Source organism: Pantoea sp. USHLN256 (genome assembly GCF_037149875.1).
In the GTDB taxonomy this organism is placed as follows: domain Bacteria; phylum Pseudomonadota; class Gammaproteobacteria; order Enterobacterales; family Enterobacteriaceae; genus Pantoea; species Pantoea nemavictus.
In genome coordinates this window covers 47,680-66,240 of record NZ_JBBCQO010000010.1, presented here as the reverse complement: position 1 = coordinate 66,240, position 18,561 = coordinate 47,680, and the positions used below count along the sequence as shown (strand labels likewise).

Sequence of the window (18,561 nt, the reverse complement as noted above, 5' to 3'; positions counted from 1 at the left end):
GCACCCTACTAATACGAGCACGCTGCCGTAGCGGCGCGATTCATCGCGCGTATTAATGGCGGCACTTTGCCCATCCCGGCATTGCGCAATAAATTGCGCCGCTACAAGTTCTTGCGCGCGTGATTTATGCCGCGACTCTTTGCGCCGTGCAGTTTGCCAGGTGCGCATTAATGCGCACCCTACGTAACACCTCACTGCGTCTCACACGTAGGGTCGCCATTCATGGCGACCGCTTAACGCTCTTGCACGACCTCTGTGGATGTTTTTTTCTTGCGCGCAAACAGCTGTGAAACCACCACGTAAAACATCGGCACAAAGAAGATGGCGAGGAAGGTGGCGGTGATCATGCCGCCCGCCACTGCGGTACCGATCGAGTGCTGGCTGCCCGCGCCTGCGCCGTTAGAAATGGTGAGCGGCAGCACGCCGAGAATAAACGCCATCGAAGTCATGATGATTGGCCGGATACGCAGTCGCGCCGCTTCTACCGCCGCTTCCACCAGCGTTTTGCCTTCGCGCTCATGCAGCTCTTTGGCGAACTCGACGATCAGGATGGCATTTTTCGCCGCCAGCCCCACCGTGGTCAGCAAGCCCACCTGAAAGAACACATCATTCTGCAAACCGCGCAGCAGCACCGCGCTGATGGTGCCGAGGATGCCGAGCGGCACCACCATGATCACCGAGAACGGAATCGACCAGCTCTCATACAGCGCTGCCAGACACAGGAACACCACCACAATCGAGATCAGATAGAGCTGGGTGGTTTGGCTACCGGACGCCTGCTCCTCATAGGAAATGCCGTACCACTGCACGCGGAAACCGTGCGGCAGCTGTTTCGCCAGCTGTTCTACCGCTTTCATGGCTTCGCCGGTACTTTGGCCCGGCGCAGGTGACCCAAGGATCTCCTCGGCGGTTAAGCCGTTAAAGCGTTCGAAGTGTGGCGATCCGTACACCCATTTTCCCGAGGCAAAGGCGGAGAATGGCACCATGCTGCCGCTGCTGTTGCGGAAGTACCATTTATCCAAATCCGACGGCGTAACGCGGGAATCCGCTTTGCCCATCAGATACACCTCCTTGACGCGGCCGTTATACATAAACTGATCGATGTAGCTGGAGCCCCACGCCACCGACAAGGTGTTGTTGATGTCGGTCATGCTCAGGCCGAGCGCGCTGGCCTTCTCGTCATTGATCTCCAGTTGATACTGCGGTTCATCCTCCAGCCCGTTGAGGCGCACCTGCGCCAGATGCGGATCGTTGTTCGCCAGCGTAATCAGCTGATGCGTGGCATCCATCATCTGCTGATGGCTGTGCGCGCCGGTGTCCTGCAGATAGAGATCGAAACCGGTGGCGTTGCCCAGCTCCATCACCGCTGGCGGCACCATGGCGAAGATTTTGGCGTTCTGGTAGTTAGCGAAGTGCGCCATCACGCGGTTGGCGAGATCCTGCACGCTTTGCCCGCCGTGGGTACGATCGCCCCAATCTTTCAGGCGCACAAAGGCCATGGCGTTGCTCTGGCCGCGACCGGCAAAGTTAAAGCCCGCCACGCCAAAGGTGGTGGTGACCACCGAGGCTTCGTTCTGCTCCAGATAGGCGTTGAGATCGTTAATCACCTGCTGGGTACGCTGTGACGAGGCGTTCACCGGCAGCGTCATCTGCACCATCATCAGGCCCTGATCTTCCGCTGGTAGAAAGGTGGTGGGTACGCGGGTGAACAAAAAGCCCGTCACGCCGACGATAGCCAGATAGATCACCAGAAACAGGCCGCGACGGGAGATCACTTTGCTGACGCCATTGGTGTAATGCATCGCGCCGCTATCAAACTTGCGGTTGAACCAGCCGGCGAAGCCAGTGGTTTTGTGCTCCGCCGCCGCCGGTTTCAGCAGGGTGGCGCACAGCGCTGGCGTAAAGATCAGCGCCATGATCACCGACAGCGCCATCGCCGACACGATAGTGATGGAGAACTGGCGGTAGATCACACCGGTCGATCCGGAGAAGAACGCCATCGGCAGCAGCACCGCCGACAGCACCAGCGCGATGCCAAACAGCGCGCCCTGAATCTGCTGCATCGATTTGATAGTGGCGGCTTTCGGGTCGAGCTGCTCTTCGTGCATTACGCGCTCGACGTTCTCCACCACCACAATCGCATCATCCACCAACAGCCCGATGGCCAGCACCATGCCGAACATGGTTAAGGTGTTAATGCTGTAACCAAACGCCGACAGAATGCCGAAGGTACCGAGCAGCACCACCGGCACCACCAGCGTGGTGATCAGCGTAGCGCGCAGGTTTTGCAGGAAGATCAGCATCACGAAGAACACTAAAACTACCGCTTCGATCAGCGTTTTCACTACCTCTTCGATTGAGGCGCTGACCACCGGCGAGGTGTCGTACGGGTACTGGATCTCGACGTTATCCGGCAGCGACTCTTTTAAGTCGGCGATGGTTTGCCGCACCGCTTTGGCGGTATCCAGTTCGTTAGCACCGGTCGCCAGACGCAGCGCGATACCGGCGGCGGGCTTGCCGTTCAGCGTGGCATCAATGCCGTAGCTCTGCGGCCCCAGCGCCACGCTGGCCACATCTTTCAGCCGCACCTGCGAGCCATCGCTGTTCACTTTCAGCAGCACATTCTCAAACTGCTGCACGGTAGTAAAACGGGTTTTGCCGAGAATCGTCGCCTCGGTTTTCGCTCCCTGAATGGTCGGCAAACCGCCGAGCGAACCGGACGACACCTGCACGTTTTGGTTATCAATCGCGGTGGTGACATCGCTGGGGATCAGGTTGTATTTGTACAGCCTGGCCGGATCGAGCCAGATGCGCATCGCGTACTCCGATCCCAGCACCATAAAGTCGCCGACGCCCGGCGTGCGCGAGATTGGATCTTCCAGCTTCGACACCAGCATGTCGGCGAGATCGCCGTTGGTCAGCTTGCCGTCTTTAGAGATCAGCCCGATCACCATCATGAAGTTTTTCTGGTATTTACGGATGCGGATCCCTTGCTGCGTCACGTCGGTGGGCAGCTGCGACTCCGCCAGCGACACGCGATCCTGCACCTGCACCTGGGCGATATCCGGATTAATGCCCTGATTAAAGGTGGCGATGATCTGCGCGCTGCCGTCCGAGGCGCTGCTTGATTCCAGATAGCGCAAACCATCCAGGCCGTTGAGCTGCTGCTCAATCACCTGCACCACGGTGTTTTGCGTGGTTTCGGCGCTGGCACCCGGATAGGTCACCGAAATAGAGACCGCAGGCGCGGAGATGTTGGGATATTGATTGACCGGCAGGCTGATGGCAGCGATTGCGCCCACCAGCATCACGATAATCGCGATAACCCAGGCAAAGATCGGACGTTCAATAAAAAACTTCGACATGCCGCCCCCTTATTGCGCTGCTGCGTCAGTCATCGACAGACTGACCGCATTGGCGGATGGCGTGTCGTTGGTGTTGGCGGCGGCGGTGGTGACTTTCACCCCGTTGCGCACGCTTTGCAGGTTATTCACCACCACGTTTTCCCCCTGCTGCAGGCCCGCCGTCACCAGCCATTCTCCTTTGATCATCTCGCCGGTGTGGATGCTGCGCTGCTCGATGGTGCTGTCGCTTTTCACCACGAAGACATACGGCTGACCTTTGCTGTCATGCATGATCGCCTCCTGCGGCAGCAAAATGCCCTGCTGCTGAATGCCCTGCGGGAAGCTGGCGTGCACGTACATGCCGGGCAGCAGTTCGTTGTGCGCGTTGGGGAACACCGCGCGCAGCACCACGGTGCCGGTGGCGGTATCGACGTTCACTTCTGAAAACGCCAGCTTGCCCTGCTCGCCGTACTGGCTGTTGTCTTCCAGCGTCAAGCCCACCGCGGCGGTGTTGTCATCCACTTTGGCAATTTTGCCGTCGGCCAGCGCGCGGCGCAGTCGCAGCAGATCGGTCGCCGATTCACTGACATCGACGTAGATCGGATCGAGCTGGGTAATGGTGGCGAGATAGTCGGTTTGACCGTTGGTGACCAGCGCACCGGCGGTATACAGCGAACGGCTGATGTGGCCGGCAATCGGCGCTTTCACCAGCGTGTAATCAAGATTGACCTTAGCGGTTTCCACATCGGCCTGCGCTGCACGCGCGGCGGCCACGGCATCGTCGTAAGTTTGCTGGCTGATGGCGTGCGCGCTGGCCAGCGGCTGATAGCGTTTCACCACCATCGCATCGTTTTGCCAGGTTGCCATCGCTTTGTCGTAGGCCGCTTGGTAGGTGGCGGGATCGATCTGATACAGCGGCTGACCGGCTTTCACTTCGCCGCCTTCGGTAAACAGGATTTTTTCAATCACGCCGCTGACTTGCGGACGCACCTGCGCGGTACGCACCGCCGTGGTTCGGCCCGGCAGCTGGGTGACAAGCGTAACGGGTTGCGCTTTCAGGTTCACAACACCAACCTGCGGCGTTGCGGGTGCGGCGGGCTTGGCTCCGCCCTGGTCACAGGCTGCCAGTAAAAACACCGCGCTGGCAGAAAGAAGTTTCAGGCGCATAGTTGTTCTCTAAAAGATAGGAGGTGAATAGTCACGAAGGGAATGACTCTGGAGGGTCATTGTAGGGAGGCGGGAAACGCGCGGTTGTTAAGGTTGCGTAAAATATATTTTCCAAAGGAAAATGGTAAACCTTTCGTGCCATAAAACGTTGGAATTTTTAGCGTTTTGTGGGTTTCACAGCGTACGACCATCATCCCACCCGGACTCACCGGTTTTGTATTACGACAATCATCCCATCCGGACTCACCGGTTTTGTATTACGACCATCATCACATCCGGACTCACCGGTTTTGTAGGGGCGCCATTAATGGCGACCGGCAAACTGCTCGGCACGAATTTCGTTCGCTATCGGCGGAGGCGGGCCTGCAATTTTGCATGTGCTCGCTATCCCCCATTCCGGCCTTCCCCCGCCAGCGGGGGAAGGAGACGCTGCCACATGCCGCTCCCCAACGCACATCTGGCAGCGTCTTCCTCCCCCATTTATGGGGGAGGACCGAGGAGGGGGACAGCGAGCACCAGATTTACCCCCTTCAGGAGCAGACGTTTCTCATACGTCCCTTGCATCGTTTTTAGGCATTCTCCTAATCCAGGTCACTAGCGGCCGCTAAATCCACAACTTATTACCCATTCCACATCAGGTAACGCATGTATGAAAATTAATAAGCTTTTCGACCCGATCGAAACCGTTGTTGTAGAGTTCGCCACCGGCAAGATCGCCTTTGAATCCCGGGAGGATGCTCGCGACCCTGAAGAAGCAGGCGTCGTGGTGCACATCATCATCAACGATCAGCACTTCTCCACCATCATCGAGGCAGACGGCAACTGGCACTGGACCGCGCCGGAAGATTTACCGGACGGCACCTACAACGCCGTGATGTACAACGTTGATAAGGGCGGCTTGCAGTCGGAAGACTACACCCCGCTCAGCATCGTGGTTGATACCAAGCCGCCAGTCGCACCAACACTGCTTAATCTGTTCGATGACGTCGGCGAAACCGGCAGCTTCGATAAAGGCGGCATCACCGATGACACCCGTCCAACCCTGACCGGCGTGGCGCAAAAAGGCACCACCGTTTATCTGTTGGATGAAGCAGGCAACAAGCTCGGCAGCGCCGTGGCAGACAAAGAAAGCGGTATCTGGACCATCGAGCCTACAACAGACCTGAAAGAAGGCGTCAACTCGCTGCGCCTGCGCTCTGACGAGATGTTCGCGAACAAGCTGCGTGAAGGCGTGGTTTCGGATGCGTTTGTGATTAACGTCGAGGGCGGCACGCCACAACCGGTGACCGTTGAGATTACCGGCGCAGAGGATAACTTCGGCACCGCCACTGGTGACCTGGAAAACGGCGCCATCACCGATGACCAGACGCCAATCCTCAAAGGCACCGTCACCGGCGGTGATACCGTTACCGTTTACTACCGCCTTACAGGCACGTCCGGCGCGTGGATCCCCGGCGGCGCAGCCACCGTGACCGGCAACAGCTGGAGCTGGGAAGCGGGCAGCAACATCGCCGCCGGCAAGTACGATTTCGAGGCGCGCAACGGCGACGTCAGCTCGGCGCAGTTTGTGCTGGAGCTGGCGACTGGCAGCGGTTTGAGCACTAAAACCACTATCGTTGACGCCTGGGATGACGTGGGCACCACCGGCAAGCTGACGAGCGGCGCGATCACCGACGACTTTACACCGACCCTGCGTGGCCGCGGCGAAGCCAACAGCGTTGTCTATCTGGTGGCAAAGCATGCGCTGGAAGGTACCAAAAATTTCACCGCTCAGGTTGATGCATCCGGCAACTGGAAATTTACGCCAGACAATAATCTGACCACCGGCAGCTGGTCGTTCCAGGTGAAGAAAGACGCCTCCGCTACGCCGAGCACTGCGTTTAAGCTGATTCTGGAAAGGAATAATGCATCGGGACCGGAGATTGAGTCTGGCAAGGACGACTTTGGTACGCCAAAAGACCTGATCAGTGGCGATTCCACCGACGATCTGACGCCGAAACTGATCGGTACCGGCACGGCGAACACCACGATTAAACTGCGCGCAACGTCTGATGTGGGTTCCATGGACCCCGTGAGCGTTAAGGTCAATCAGTACGGCGATTGGTCGTGGTCCCCTACCGCTGATATGGCGCAGGGCAACTGGAAATTTGAGGTTAAAAAAGAAGGCGGAACCCGCTGGGAAAGTGCGTTTGATTTGACTTTAAAAAGTGGAAATTCAAGTTCAGGAATTCTAGACTTTGAAACTTTACTAACAGGTGGAGGTGATGTATCTCCTATTTCCGAAAAACGTATAATTAACGATGATTTTAGTACCCTCTCAGGTTTTAGTGGTGCCAGAACAGAACAGCTTGCGAATGTTATTGAAATAAACAATGGACCAGCCTCATTCGGCGATCATGCTTTGAGAACTCCTTACTATGTTGCATTTCTTGCTCGTGGTCATGAAACCAGAAAACCAGTTCCTACGAAATTTAGCGTTGATATCTATAATCCAAACTCAGTAGCCATCGAATATATTATACGTGCTTCTACTGGTTCTGATGGTAATAACTTTAAAAGCATTACAGTTACTTTATTACCCGGAAAGTTAACGACAGTGAGTGATGCCAATTTCCCATCGTTAGATTTTAGCGTTGGGCTAAATACGTTGATATTTAATGAAAATCTATCATATCCTTCTGGGCATGATATCTGGCTTGACAATTTCCGCTATGAATTATCAACCAGAACTTCAAGTTCTTTATTTTCCGAAGACAACGATGCTATCCACACAATCGATACTATCGACGATCTCACCTCGTCCGCCATTATCGGCCACGAAGGTCAGACCGACGAACTCTATCTGACCGGCCACGATCAGCTGCTCGATCTCAGCGCGCACAGCGCAGAAATCCAGTCGATTGAAGTGTTCGATATCAGCGGCGACGGCGATAACACCCTGGTGGTGGATATCAACAGCCTGCTGCAGCACGGCGAGAAAGATCTGTTTATCGATGACGGCAAAACCCAGCTGCTGGTGCGCGGTGACGCAGGCGACACCGTGCAGCTGAAAGATATCCTGCCGGAAGGCAGCGACGTCAGCGAGTGGGTGCATCAGGACGGCACCGTCACCGTTGCCGGTGTTGAGTACAACGTTTATAGCCACGGCGATGACGCCGAGCTCCTCATCCAGCAAGGCGTTAAAACCGAACTGGTGTAACAAAGCAGTACCCTTAACTTCGTCTATGTATTCAGACGCACACAGCAATAACCCAAAGCCACACTTCGGTGTGGCTTTTTTTGTTTTTGATAGGCCTGCTTGCTGGTAAAACCCGGTGGGCATGAATGCCCACCCTACAAAAAAGCGCCGGTTTTCAGCCAGGTACGCATCAGTCCACATTCTTGATAAATACCCTGATTATCAGTCATCTGCGTATCAATGCTCCGGCGACCAAACCTGCACCGATGCGTTGTAGGGTCGCCATTAATGGCGACCAGCCCATATCTCCCGGCAAGGAGCAGACGTTTCTCATACGTGCTTTGCGTCGTTTTTAGGCATTCTCCTAATCCAGGTCACTAGCGGCCGCTAAATCCACAAATTATTACCCATTCCACATCAGGTAACGCATTTATGAAAATCAATAAGCTTTTCGACCCGATCGAAACCGTTGTTGTAGAGTTCGCCACCGGCAAGATCGCCTTTGAATCCCGGGAGGATGCTCGTGACCCTGAAGAAGCAGGTGTCGTGGTGCACATCATCATCAACAATCAGCACTTCTCCACCATCATCGAGGAAGACGGCAACTGGCACTGGACCACACCGGAAGATTTACTGGACGGCACCTACAACGCCGTGATGTACAACGTTGATAAGGGCGGCTTGCAGTCTGAAGACTACACCCCGCTCAGCATCGTGGTTGATACCACGCCACCGACAGCGCCAGACCTGCTCAACCTCTACGATGACGTCGGCGAAATCGGCAGCTTCGACAAAGGTGGCATCACCGATGATACCCGTCCAACCCTGACCGGCCTCGCGCAGCCCGGCACCACCGTCTATCTGCTGGATGAAGATGGCAAAACCATCGGCACGGCAAAAGCCGATGCGGTGACCGGTAAATGGACCATCGAGCCGTCAACCGACCTGAAAGAAGGCACCAACACGCTGCGCCTGCGCGCCGACGAAATCTTCGCCGGCGACCTGCGTGAAGGTGTGGTTTCTGATGCGTTTGTGATCAACGTCGAGGGCGGCACGCCACAACCGGTGACCGTTGAGATTACCGGCGCAGAGGACAACTTCGGCACCGCAACCGGTGACCTGAAAAACGGCGCCATCACCGATGACCAGACGCCAATTCTTAAAGGCACTGTTACCGGCGGCGATGCCGTCACGGTTTACTACCGCCTTACAGGCACGTCCGGCGCGTGGATCCCCGGCGGCGCGGCCACCGTGACTGGCTCAAGCTGGAGCTGGGAAGCGGGCAGCAATATTGCCGCCGGCAAGTACGATTTCGAGGCGCGCAACGGCGACGTCAGCTCGGCGCAGTTTGTGCTGGAGCTGGTCGAAACCAGCAATGTCGGCACTAAAACCACCATCGTTGACGCCTGGGATGACGTGGGCACCACCGGCAAGCTGACGAACGGCGCGATCACTGACGACTTTACACCGACCCTGCGCGGCCGCGGTGAAGCCAACAGCATTGTCTATATAGATGCGGCCCATCCACTGCTGGCAACCCCCAATAAATACTCGGCAAAGGTTGATGCATTCGGCAACTGGAACTTTACGCCAGATGCTAACCTGACCACCGGCAGCTGGTCATTCCAGGTTAAGAAAGATGCCAGCGCAACACCGGGCACTGCATTTAAGCTGATCCTGGAAGGCGCGGGGGCTGCGGGGCCAGAGATTGATTATGCCCGTGATAACTTCGGTATTGATAAAGGAAAGGTATATGACGGTGAGACTACCGACGATCTTACCCCAACGCTGAACGGTACCGGTACGGCGAACACCACCATTCAGATACGTGCAACGGGTGACAATTCAAAAACCTATGACGTGAACGTCAATGCGCAAGGTACATGGTTATGGACGCCGCCTAAAAAGCTGACAGAAGGTGACTGGACCTTTGAGGTTAAAAAAGAAGGCGGAACCCGCTGGGAAAGTGCGTTTGATTTGACGCTAAAAAGTGAAACTTCTGGGGGAAATTATTCGAAAATGATTGATTTTGAAACCCTCCATGAAGGTGGAAGTATTGACGGAACTCTTCACTTTGATAATCATAATGTTGAAATATGGGCTAACAAATATGGCTTCGAATATGTTGACGCAGCTAATGGACCAGCATCGTTTAATAGAACAGCATTGAGCGCAAAAGTTGATATAAACAGGCCGACTACTGCCATGATATTGCAATTTATCAAAACACCTCCGACTAATTTAAGTGTCGATTTGTACAATCCTAACAACGAGAAAATAACGATAAAGCTTGGCCTAACTTTTTATCTATCTAATGGTTCAGGTGAAACAACCGTATATAAAGATGTAACCTTAAATGCAAAAGCAGTGTTAACCGTTAATAACGGTAGCTTCACTGAGCTTGATGGAAATACATATATACACAAATTATCTTTTGTTGGTCCAGCACAACCTTTCTGGATGGATAACATTAAATATGGATATCCTGACTCTAAAACCTCAAGCATTATTTTTACAGACGACACCATCCACACAGTGGATGCCATCGACGATCTCACCTCGTCCGCCATTATCGGCCACGAAGGTCAGACCGATGAACTGTATCTGACCGGTCATGATCAGCTGCTCGATCTCAGCGCGCACAGCGCCGACATCCAGTCGATTGAAGTGTTCGATATCAGCGGCGACGGCGATAACACCCTGGTGGTGGATATCAACAGCCTGCTGCAGCACGGCGAGAAAAACCTGTTTATCGACGACGGCAAAACCCAGCTGCTGGTGCGCGGCGATGCAGGCGATACCGTGCAGCTGAAAGACATCCTGCCGGAAGGCTACGACGTCAGCGAGTGGGTGCATCAGGACGGCACCGTCACCGTTGCCGGTGTTGAGTACAACGTTTATAGCCACGGCGATGACGCCGAGCTCCTTATCCAGCAAGGCGTGAAAACCGAACTGGTGTAACAAAGCAGTACCCTTAACTTCGTCTATGTATTCAGACGCACACAGCAATAACCCAAAGCCACACTTCGGTGTGGCTTTTTTTGTTTTGAGATGTGTACTGGCTGTCCCCCCTCGATCCGTGCTCGCTGTCCCCCTCCTCGGTACGTGCTTGCTGTCCCCCTCCTCGGTCCTCCCCCGCGAGCGGGGGAGGAAGATGTGCCATATGTTAGTTCTGAAGCGGCATGTGGCAGCATCTCCTTCCCCCGCTTGCGGGGGAAGGCCGGGATGGGGGGCAGCAAGCACATTCTAACTACAGCGAGCAAACTGTTACCTATCAGCCCGGTTTATAACTGCATGGCGACCCACTCACATATCCCAACCCACAACACCCACCGAATTACAGGCAAAAAAAACCCACGCATCTGCGTGGGTTGGTGTAATAACAGGGGTGCTGCACGGCAGCGTTGTTTTCACACCCATCAATACCTCTGGGATGACCATATTGGCACCGATCAGCCGCTGAAAGACAGGTGCAAAAAGCAACGGTGTTCGGCGAAGTGAAACGAGGTGTGAATATTCTCCACAGCGCAATTACACTTTTGATTTAACTAAGATTTATCCGAGGTCGGTTTGCTGTAAATCGCATCCGGCGCCACGTTCATGTGTTTCAGCACCGGCCCCATAATATTGCCGAAAATCGGCGCCGCCACCGAACCACCGAAGTGATCGCCCGCCGTAGGATGGTTAATCATCACCACCAGCGCCACTTCCGGATGGCTGGCCGGTGCGATGCCGGCGGTGTAGTTGATATAGCCGCCATCGTACTTGCCGCTGCTGCCCATCTTCTCGGCGGTACCGGTTTTGGTCGCCAGTCGATAACCCGGCACCGCCGCGCGCACCCCGGTGCCGCCTGGCAGCACGTCGCTCTCCAGCATATGCACCACGGTTTGTACCACCTGCGGATTCGCCACCTGCTTGCCCAGCACCGGCGGCGTCACTTTGGTGATCGACAGCGGACGATACACGCCATAAGAACCGAGCGTGGCGTATTCACGCGCAATCTGCAGCGGCGTGACGCGCAGACCGTAGCCGAAGGCAAAGGTCGCGCGTTCAATATCCGCCCAGCGCTCGCGGTGCAGCGGGAAGTAGCCAACGCTTTCGCCGGTCAATCCCAGCCCGGTCGGTTTACCCAAGCCAAACGCCTGATAGGTATTCACCAGCGCTTCGGCGGGCATCGCCAGCGCAATGTGCGACACGCCGATATCACTCGATTTCTGCAGAATGCCGGTCATGGTGAGGCGCGGCCAGTGGCCGACGTCGCGGATCAGGTGGCCATTAACGCTGTACGGCGTGGTATCGATCACCGAATCGGCGCGCACCAGATGGCGCTCCAGCCCTTCCATCACCACCAGCGGTTTTACCGTGGAGCCGGGTTCGTAGCTGTCGTTGATCGCCGAGTTACGCATCTGCGCTGGCGTGGCGTTTTCATAGTTATTCGGGTTGAACGATGGATAAGAGGCCATCGCCAGAATCTCGCCGGTATCGATCTTCACCAGCACCGCTGCGCCCGAATCGGCTTTGTTCAGCAGCACGCCGTCGCGCAGTTTGCTGTAGAGCGTGAACTGGTCGAACTTATCGATGCTGAGCTGCACCGTTGGCGGCTGTTGTGGCGGCTGGTAATCGATCATCGCGATGATGTTGCCTTCACCATCCTGACGATAAACCTCTTTGCCCGGATCGCCCTGCAACACATGGTCGAAGCCTTTTTCGATGCCGTTCAGGCCGTTGCTGTCGGCGCCGACGATACCAATCAACGGCGCCGCCGCTTCACTCATCGGATAGAAACGGCTGTCGTTATACACCGAGCTGATGCCTTTCAGTTTCAGTTCGGCGATGTCTTTGGCGATGCCAAGTTCGATTTTACGGCCCAGATAGAGGAAGCGCTTTTTCGGGTTGGCGGTGATGGCCGCGCGCAGATCTTCCGGCCGCTGATTGAGCGCCGCCGCCAGATAGGCCCATTTGGCGCTGGTGAAATCAGGATTGGCCTCCAGCACGCGCATTGGATCGGCGATGATATCGCGCGCCGGTACGCTGAGCGCCAGCGCCTGGCCGTCACGATCCAATAAGGTGCCACGGTTAGTCGGCAGCGTCACGGTGCGCAGCGAGCGCTGATCGGCTTCGTGCTCCAGCATCGGATGCTTGATCAGCTGCAGGTCACCCACGCAGATCAGTAACAGGACCAGACAGCAGAAAACGCCAAGGCAGATCAGGCGAAAACGAAACGGGTTGAAGGGCGCTTTTATCTGGTCTTTTCCCAGAAGTTTTTTAATAGGGGCCATAAAGATCCACTGCGATAAAGTAAGGCTTAATGCCAGCAGTTATAAAGAAACGTAAACGCAGTTGACAGAGAAACTATGTATCAGTTCGTTAAGCAAAAAAAAACCTGCGCATCTGCGCAGGTCGGTGTAATCAAGAAAACTTTTTGATGTTCACCCATCAATACCTCTGGGACCCTGACTGTAGCAAGGCGGCACGATGAGAAACCATCGCCTAAACGCAACAGTTACCCGCAAAATGTAACCAGCGGTGAGATTGTTAACCGTTTGTGCAAATCCGATGTTTTTTGATTTCCACCAGGCAACTCATGGCGTTCGGCCCCTGAGTTAACGACGAGGTGCCGATATCCAGCGTCAGGACATTGGGGTTGCCGGCGCGATCCCACGGCTGCCACGCGCGACCAAATCCAGGATCAAACCAGGCACCGGTGGCGATAATCACCACGCCCGGCGTTAAACCGTCGGTGAGGCGCACGCCAGCCAGCATGCGGCCCCGCGCGTTGCTGACTTCAATCTCATCGCCGTCCTGAATATCGCGTGTTGCCGCATCCTGCGGATGCATATACAGCGTTTCATGGCCGGCAGTTTTATTGCCCTGCACCGTGGCGGTGGCGTCCATCTGGCTGTGCAGACGATCCGACGGCTGAATGGAGATCATATGCAGCGGGAACTGCGCGCTAAGCGGCGCACCGAGCCACTCCTGCGGCTCGCGCCACTCGGGATGTCCGGCGAAATCGTCCAGTTGATAATCGGCGATGGTCTGACAGAACAGCTCAATCTTGCCGCTGGCGGTTTGAATCGGGTGCGTTTCTGGATTGGCGCGGAAATCATCCATAAATACGAACGGCTTGCCGCCTGCGGGGATCTCGACAAAACCGCGCTGCCAAAATTCGCCAAACTCCGGGAAATGGATATCACGGCGCGCATGCGCGGTGGCGCACTGCTGATACAGATGCTCAATCCACTGCATCTCGTTGCGGCCTTCGGTAAACACATCGCGATAGCCGAGACGATCGGCGATATCGGCAAAGATATCGAAATCGTTGCGCGCCTGATGCTGCGGCTTGATCGCCTGATGCATCGCCAGCACGAAGCGATCGCGCGACGATCCGCCGATGTCGTTGCGCTCCAGCGTAGTGGTGGCGGGCAACACGATATCCGCCATCTGCGCCGCTGGCGTCCAGACAATATCCTGCACAATCACGGTATCCGGACGCTGCCAGCCCTCCACCAGACGATTGAGCTGCTGGTGATGATGGAACGGATTGCCGCCCGCCCAGTGCACTAAGTGAATATCCGGATAGTGTTGGGTTTCGCCCTGGAAGTGATACGGCTGGCCGGGATTGAGCAGCATGTCGCTGATGCGCGCCACCGGAATCGATAGATTGCCCGGATTCGGGCCGGTGCTCATCATCGGTGCCGGGCCATCCTGACGCGGATTGCCGACGCTGTTCATCGAACCGTGACCAAACGAGAAGCCGCCGCCCGGCAAACCCGGCTGGCCGAGCATCGACGACAGCGCAATCATCATCCAGTACGGCTGCTCGCCGCGATGCGCGCGCTGGACCGAATAGGAGCAGGTAATAAAGCTGCGTTTGCCCATTAACTGCTGCACCAGCAGAGCGATGCGCGCCGCCGGAATGCCGGTAATCGCGCTCGCCCACTCCGGCGTTTTGGCCATGCCATCGCTTTCGCCCAACAGATAGCCGCGCAGCTGCGGCCAGCCGGTGCAGTGGCTAGCAAGGAAGCCTTCATCAATGCCGTTGCGACGGGTGATTTCATAGCCCAGCGCCAGCATCAGCGCCACGTCGGTGTTCGGGCGAATGGCAATCCATTCGGCATTAACGAACGCCGGACAATCATCGCGCATCGGGCTGATATTGATGATCGGCGTGCCTTTGGCGCTAAGCTGCTCCAGCGCCGGTTTCAGGCTGTGCTGCCCTGCTCCGCCGGACGCCACTTGGGCATTTTTCAGCGCCAGACCGCCAAAGGCGATGAAGATCTCGGCGTGCTCCACCACTTCCGGCCAGTCGGTGACGCGACCGGTCAGCGGCATGTAGGTGCCAATCACATATGGCAGGAAGAACTGCGCCGCGCCCCAGCTGTAGTTGCCTTGCTGATCGACCCCGCCGCCGCCCTGAAAATAGAAGCGACGAATCAGCGTGCGCGCGTGATTGACGCGCCCCGCCGATGACCAGCCGTAAGAGCCGTTGAAAATGCCCGATGCGCCGTAGCGATCGCGCACGCGGCGATTCTCTTCCGCCACCAGATCCAGCGCGGTATCCCAATCCACCGCCACAAAATCTTCGCGGCCGCGCAAGGTGCGGTCGCTGTTCTCGCGTGACTTAAGCCAGGAACGACGCACCATCGGCTGACGAATACGTTTATCCGAATAGACCAGTTCAGGAATGGTGTTAAGCATTGGCGACGGATCGGCATCGGCGAAGAACGGTTCACAGCCAATCAGGCGATGGTTTTCGGTGACGGCGGTAAAAGCGCCCCAGTGCGCCAGATGTGGCACGCGAGTTTTCATGGTTTTGGGTCCAGCAGGCAGGTGTGATGATGTCTGGCAGCATAACATGAGCCTGTGACTGAGCTAAAGCGCGGCCGTGAGCGCCTGATTTTCCGTGCTTTTGCGACAGCGCTGGCATTCTGGCGGGTTGCTACAGGGTGGCTTTTCCGTAACACTGATGGCATGTGTAAACGTTTTCCCGGATGTCGATAATCGCATGGCTACCATTAAGGATGTTGCCCGCATGGCGGGGGTTTCGGTCGCGACCGTTTCCCGCGTCATCAATAATTCGCCCAAAGCCAGCGAGAGTTCGCGCCTCGCCGTAACCCAGGCAATGGAGCAGTTGCAGTATCACCCGAACGCCAATGCGCGCGCCCTGGCGCAGCAATCTACCGAAACCCTCGGTTTAGTGGTGGGCGATGTGTCCGATCCGTTTTTTGGCGCGATGGTCAAAGCGGTGGATGAGGTTGCGGGCCAGACCGGCAACTTTTTGCTGATTGGTAACGGTTACCACAATGAGCAAAAAGAGCGTCAGGCCATTGAGCAGCTGATGCGTCATCGCTGCGCCGCGCTGGTGGTGCACGCCAAGAAAATCCCCGACGACGATTTAGAGATGCTGATGAAGCAGGTGCCAGGCATGGTGCTGCTGAATCGCCTGTTGAAAGGCTTCGAAACGCGCTGCATCGCGCTGGATGACCGCTACGGCGCGTGGCTGGCAACCCGTCATCTGATTCAGCAAGGCCACACGCAGATCGCCTTTATCTGTTCTACGCACACTATTTCGGATGCTGAAGATCGCCTGCAGGGTTATTACGATGCGCTGAAAGAGCACGGTTTGCCGTGTAACGATCGTTTGGTGGCGTGGGGCGAACCGGACGAAGTCGGCGGCGAGCAGGCGATGACCGAGTTGATGGGACGCGGCAAGCAGTTTACGGCGGTGGCCTGTTACAACGATTCGATGGCGGCCGGTGCGCTGGCGGTGCTAAGCGATAACGGTATTCGCGTGCCGGAAGAGATGTCGCTGATTGGTTTTGATGATGTGCTGGTGTCGCGTTATGTGCGTCCAAGATTGACCACGGTGCGCTATCCGATTGTGACCATGGCGCAACAGGCCGCGCAGCTGGCGCTGGCGTTAGCCAATGGCGGCGAGATGCCGGAAGTGACGAATATGTTCAGCCCAACGCTGGTGAGACGGCATTCGGTGAGTGGGCCGGGTTAAGCAAGATTGCGCGCCGCACAATTTGTAGCGGCGCAATTTATTGCGCGATAAATCGCGCCGCTACGATTCAGTGCGTTGTGCAACTACAAATCCCGCGCGTACACCTTCACCCGCACATCCGGGAACTCCAGCGCCTCGCACTGATACTGCCAGCCGAAACGTTCGTAATAACCGCCAAACGTCGACCATAGCCACAACTTGTCATAACCGCGCTGTCGCGCGAACGCAATCACATGCTGCTGCAGCGCTTCGCTCAAACCCTTGCCGCGCGCCGACTCCTCAACGTACAGCGCCGCCACCCACGGCGTCAGATCCTGGCGGCTGATCAAATCGCAGCGCCAAAATCCCACCGTACCCAGCGGCGTATCGCCGTCGAGCGCCACAAAGGTCACCGGAAAATCGGCGTCGTTGAGGCTGCTGCGCACGATGCTGTCGTAAAACTCGCGCGAGGTACCATCGCCAAACGCCTGCCACAGCCAATCGGTGATCTGCGTGGCGTGGTGCGGCACCGCGCTGAGCGCAACGATCTTCATCAGTTCAGTTCCAGCGCCAGCAGCTCCTGAATGGTCTGCGCACGACGAATTTCCCGCGCCTCGCCATTCTCAAACAGCACTTCCGGAATCAGCGGACGGCTATTGTAGTTCGACGACATCGACGCGCCATACGCGCCGGTATCGTGGAACACCAGATAATCACCCACCTGCGCCGCAGGCAGCGCGCGGGTTTCCACTTTGCCGCCCTCCAGCTGCGTAAACACATCGCCGGATTCGCACAGCGGACCGGCCACCACGCTCTCAATCGTTGCATCACCCAGCGCGCGACCGTCAACCGGCAGCAGCGAAATGTGGTGATAGCTGCCGTACATCGACGGACGCATCAAATCGCTGAAACCGGCATCGACCAGCACAAAGTGACGGCTGCCCATCGCTTTCACCGCGCGCACCTGCGACACCAGCACGCCCGATTCAGCCACGAGGAAGCGGCCCGGCTCAATCTCCAGCTTCACGGGATGACCTAGATGCGCAGCAATACGATCACGCGCGCCGTTCCACAAGCCGTAATAGTGCTGGGTATCAATCGCTTCTTCATCATAACGATAGGGAATCGACAAACCGCCGCCTGCCGAGATCGCTGTCAGATCCTGACCAAACGCCACCACCTGATCGACCATCGCGTCGCACACCTGCTGCAGATGGCCGTAATCAACGCCAGAACCGATATGCATATGCAAACCAACCAGACGCAGGCCGTGCTGCTGAATCGCCGCCAGCGCCAGCGGCAGATCGCTGTGCCAGATGCCGTGCTTACTGTTCTCACCGCCGGTGTTGGTTTTCTGGCTGTGGCCGTGACCAAAACCGGGATTGATGCGCAGCCACACCGCGTGGCCTGGCGACGCGTCACCTAACTGATGCAGCATATCCACTGAACCGGCGTTAACCGGCACCTTCAGCTCGGCAATGCGCGCCAGCGTCGGCTGGTCGAACACGTCGGCGGTGAAAACAATATCTTCGCCGCCCGGCTGATAACCGGCGGCAATGGCGCGCTCGATCTCACCCAGCGAAACCGAATCGACTTTAACGCCGGCCGCGCGCATCAGGCGCAGGATGTGAATATTTGAGCAGGCCTTCTGCGCAAAACGCACCACGTCGAACGCGCTCAGCTGGGCAATGCGCTGCTGAATAATCGCCGCATCATAAGCCCAGAATGGACCGCTATAACGCTGTGCCAGCGGCAGTAAATGGGCGGCGGTTAACGCCGTTTCGGTGTTGTTCAGTGGACGTGGCATCTCAATTCTCCTGTGTCATTACCCCTATTTAGCCATAGCATAGCGATTCAGAAAAATATCTGTTTTAGCGACATCTATA

The 18,561-nt window shown here is 56.5% G+C and carries 9 protein-coding genes; 3 read left to right on the top strand and 6 right to left on the bottom strand.

Annotation, left to right across the window (positions count from 1 at the left end; all coding sequences use genetic code 11):
• Nucleotides 1–233: 233 nt before the first annotated feature.
• The gene (locus WFL93_RS19960) at nt 234–3,365 is read right to left on the bottom strand and encodes an efflux RND transporter permease subunit (protein ID WP_336778879.1); all 3,132 of its coding nucleotides are present in this window, start codon (nt 3,363–3,365) and stop codon (nt 234–236) included.
• 9 nt (nt 3,366–3,374) lie between these two features.
• On the bottom strand, nt 3,375–4,511 hold the full coding sequence (locus WFL93_RS19955) for an efflux RND transporter periplasmic adaptor subunit (RefSeq protein WP_336778878.1): 1,137 nt from the start codon (nt 4,509–4,511) through the stop codon (nt 3,375–3,377).
• A gap of 649 nt (nt 4,512–5,160) precedes the next feature.
• On the opposite strand from WFL93_RS19955, the gene WFL93_RS19950 reads away from it, so the two are divergent.
• Nucleotides 5,161–7,710 carry an Ig-like domain-containing protein gene (locus tag WFL93_RS19950; RefSeq protein WP_336778877.1) on the top strand — a complete coding sequence of 850 codons (2,550 nt, stop codon included), beginning with the start codon at nt 5,161–5,163 and terminating at the stop codon, nt 7,708–7,710.
• Nucleotides 7,711–8,121: 411 nt separating this feature from the next.
• Nucleotides 8,122–10,650 (top strand): Ig-like domain-containing protein, encoded by a 2,529-nt coding sequence (locus WFL93_RS19945; RefSeq protein WP_336778876.1) that lies wholly within the window; start codon nt 8,122–8,124, stop codon nt 10,648–10,650.
• Nucleotides 10,651–11,237: 587 nt separating this feature from the next.
• Here WFL93_RS19945 and WFL93_RS19940 read toward each other — a convergent pair.
• Nucleotides 11,238–12,968 carry a penicillin-binding transpeptidase domain-containing protein gene (locus WFL93_RS19940; protein WP_336778875.1) on the bottom strand — a complete coding sequence of 577 codons (1,731 nt, stop codon included), beginning with the start codon at nt 12,966–12,968 and terminating at the stop codon, nt 11,238–11,240.
• Between the two features lie 256 nt (nt 12,969–13,224).
• Nucleotides 13,225–15,498, bottom strand: a complete 2,274-nt coding sequence (locus WFL93_RS19935; protein ID WP_336778874.1) for a molybdopterin-dependent oxidoreductase — start codon at nt 15,496–15,498, stop codon at nt 13,225–13,227.
• Nucleotides 15,499–15,694: 196 nt separating this feature from the next.
• On the opposite strand from WFL93_RS19935, the gene galR reads away from it, so the two are divergent.
• Nucleotides 15,695–16,696, top strand: a complete 1,002-nt coding sequence (galR, locus tag WFL93_RS19930) for an HTH-type transcriptional regulator GalR (RefSeq protein WP_036622264.1) — start codon at nt 15,695–15,697, stop codon at nt 16,694–16,696.
• An 83-nt stretch (nt 16,697–16,779) separates the two neighbouring features.
• Here galR and WFL93_RS19925 read toward each other — a convergent pair whose 3' ends face one another.
• Nucleotides 16,780–17,229 carry a GNAT family N-acetyltransferase gene (locus WFL93_RS19925; protein WP_336778873.1) on the bottom strand — a complete coding sequence of 150 codons (450 nt, stop codon included), beginning with the start codon at nt 17,227–17,229 and terminating at the stop codon, nt 16,780–16,782.
• Entirely contained in the window at nt 17,229–18,482 is a 1,254-nt protein-coding gene (gene lysA / locus WFL93_RS19920; protein WP_336778872.1) for a diaminopimelate decarboxylase, read from the bottom strand. The genes WFL93_RS19925 and lysA overlap by 1 nt, the downstream gene beginning before the upstream one ends.
• Nucleotides 18,483–18,561 lie beyond the last annotated feature (79 nt).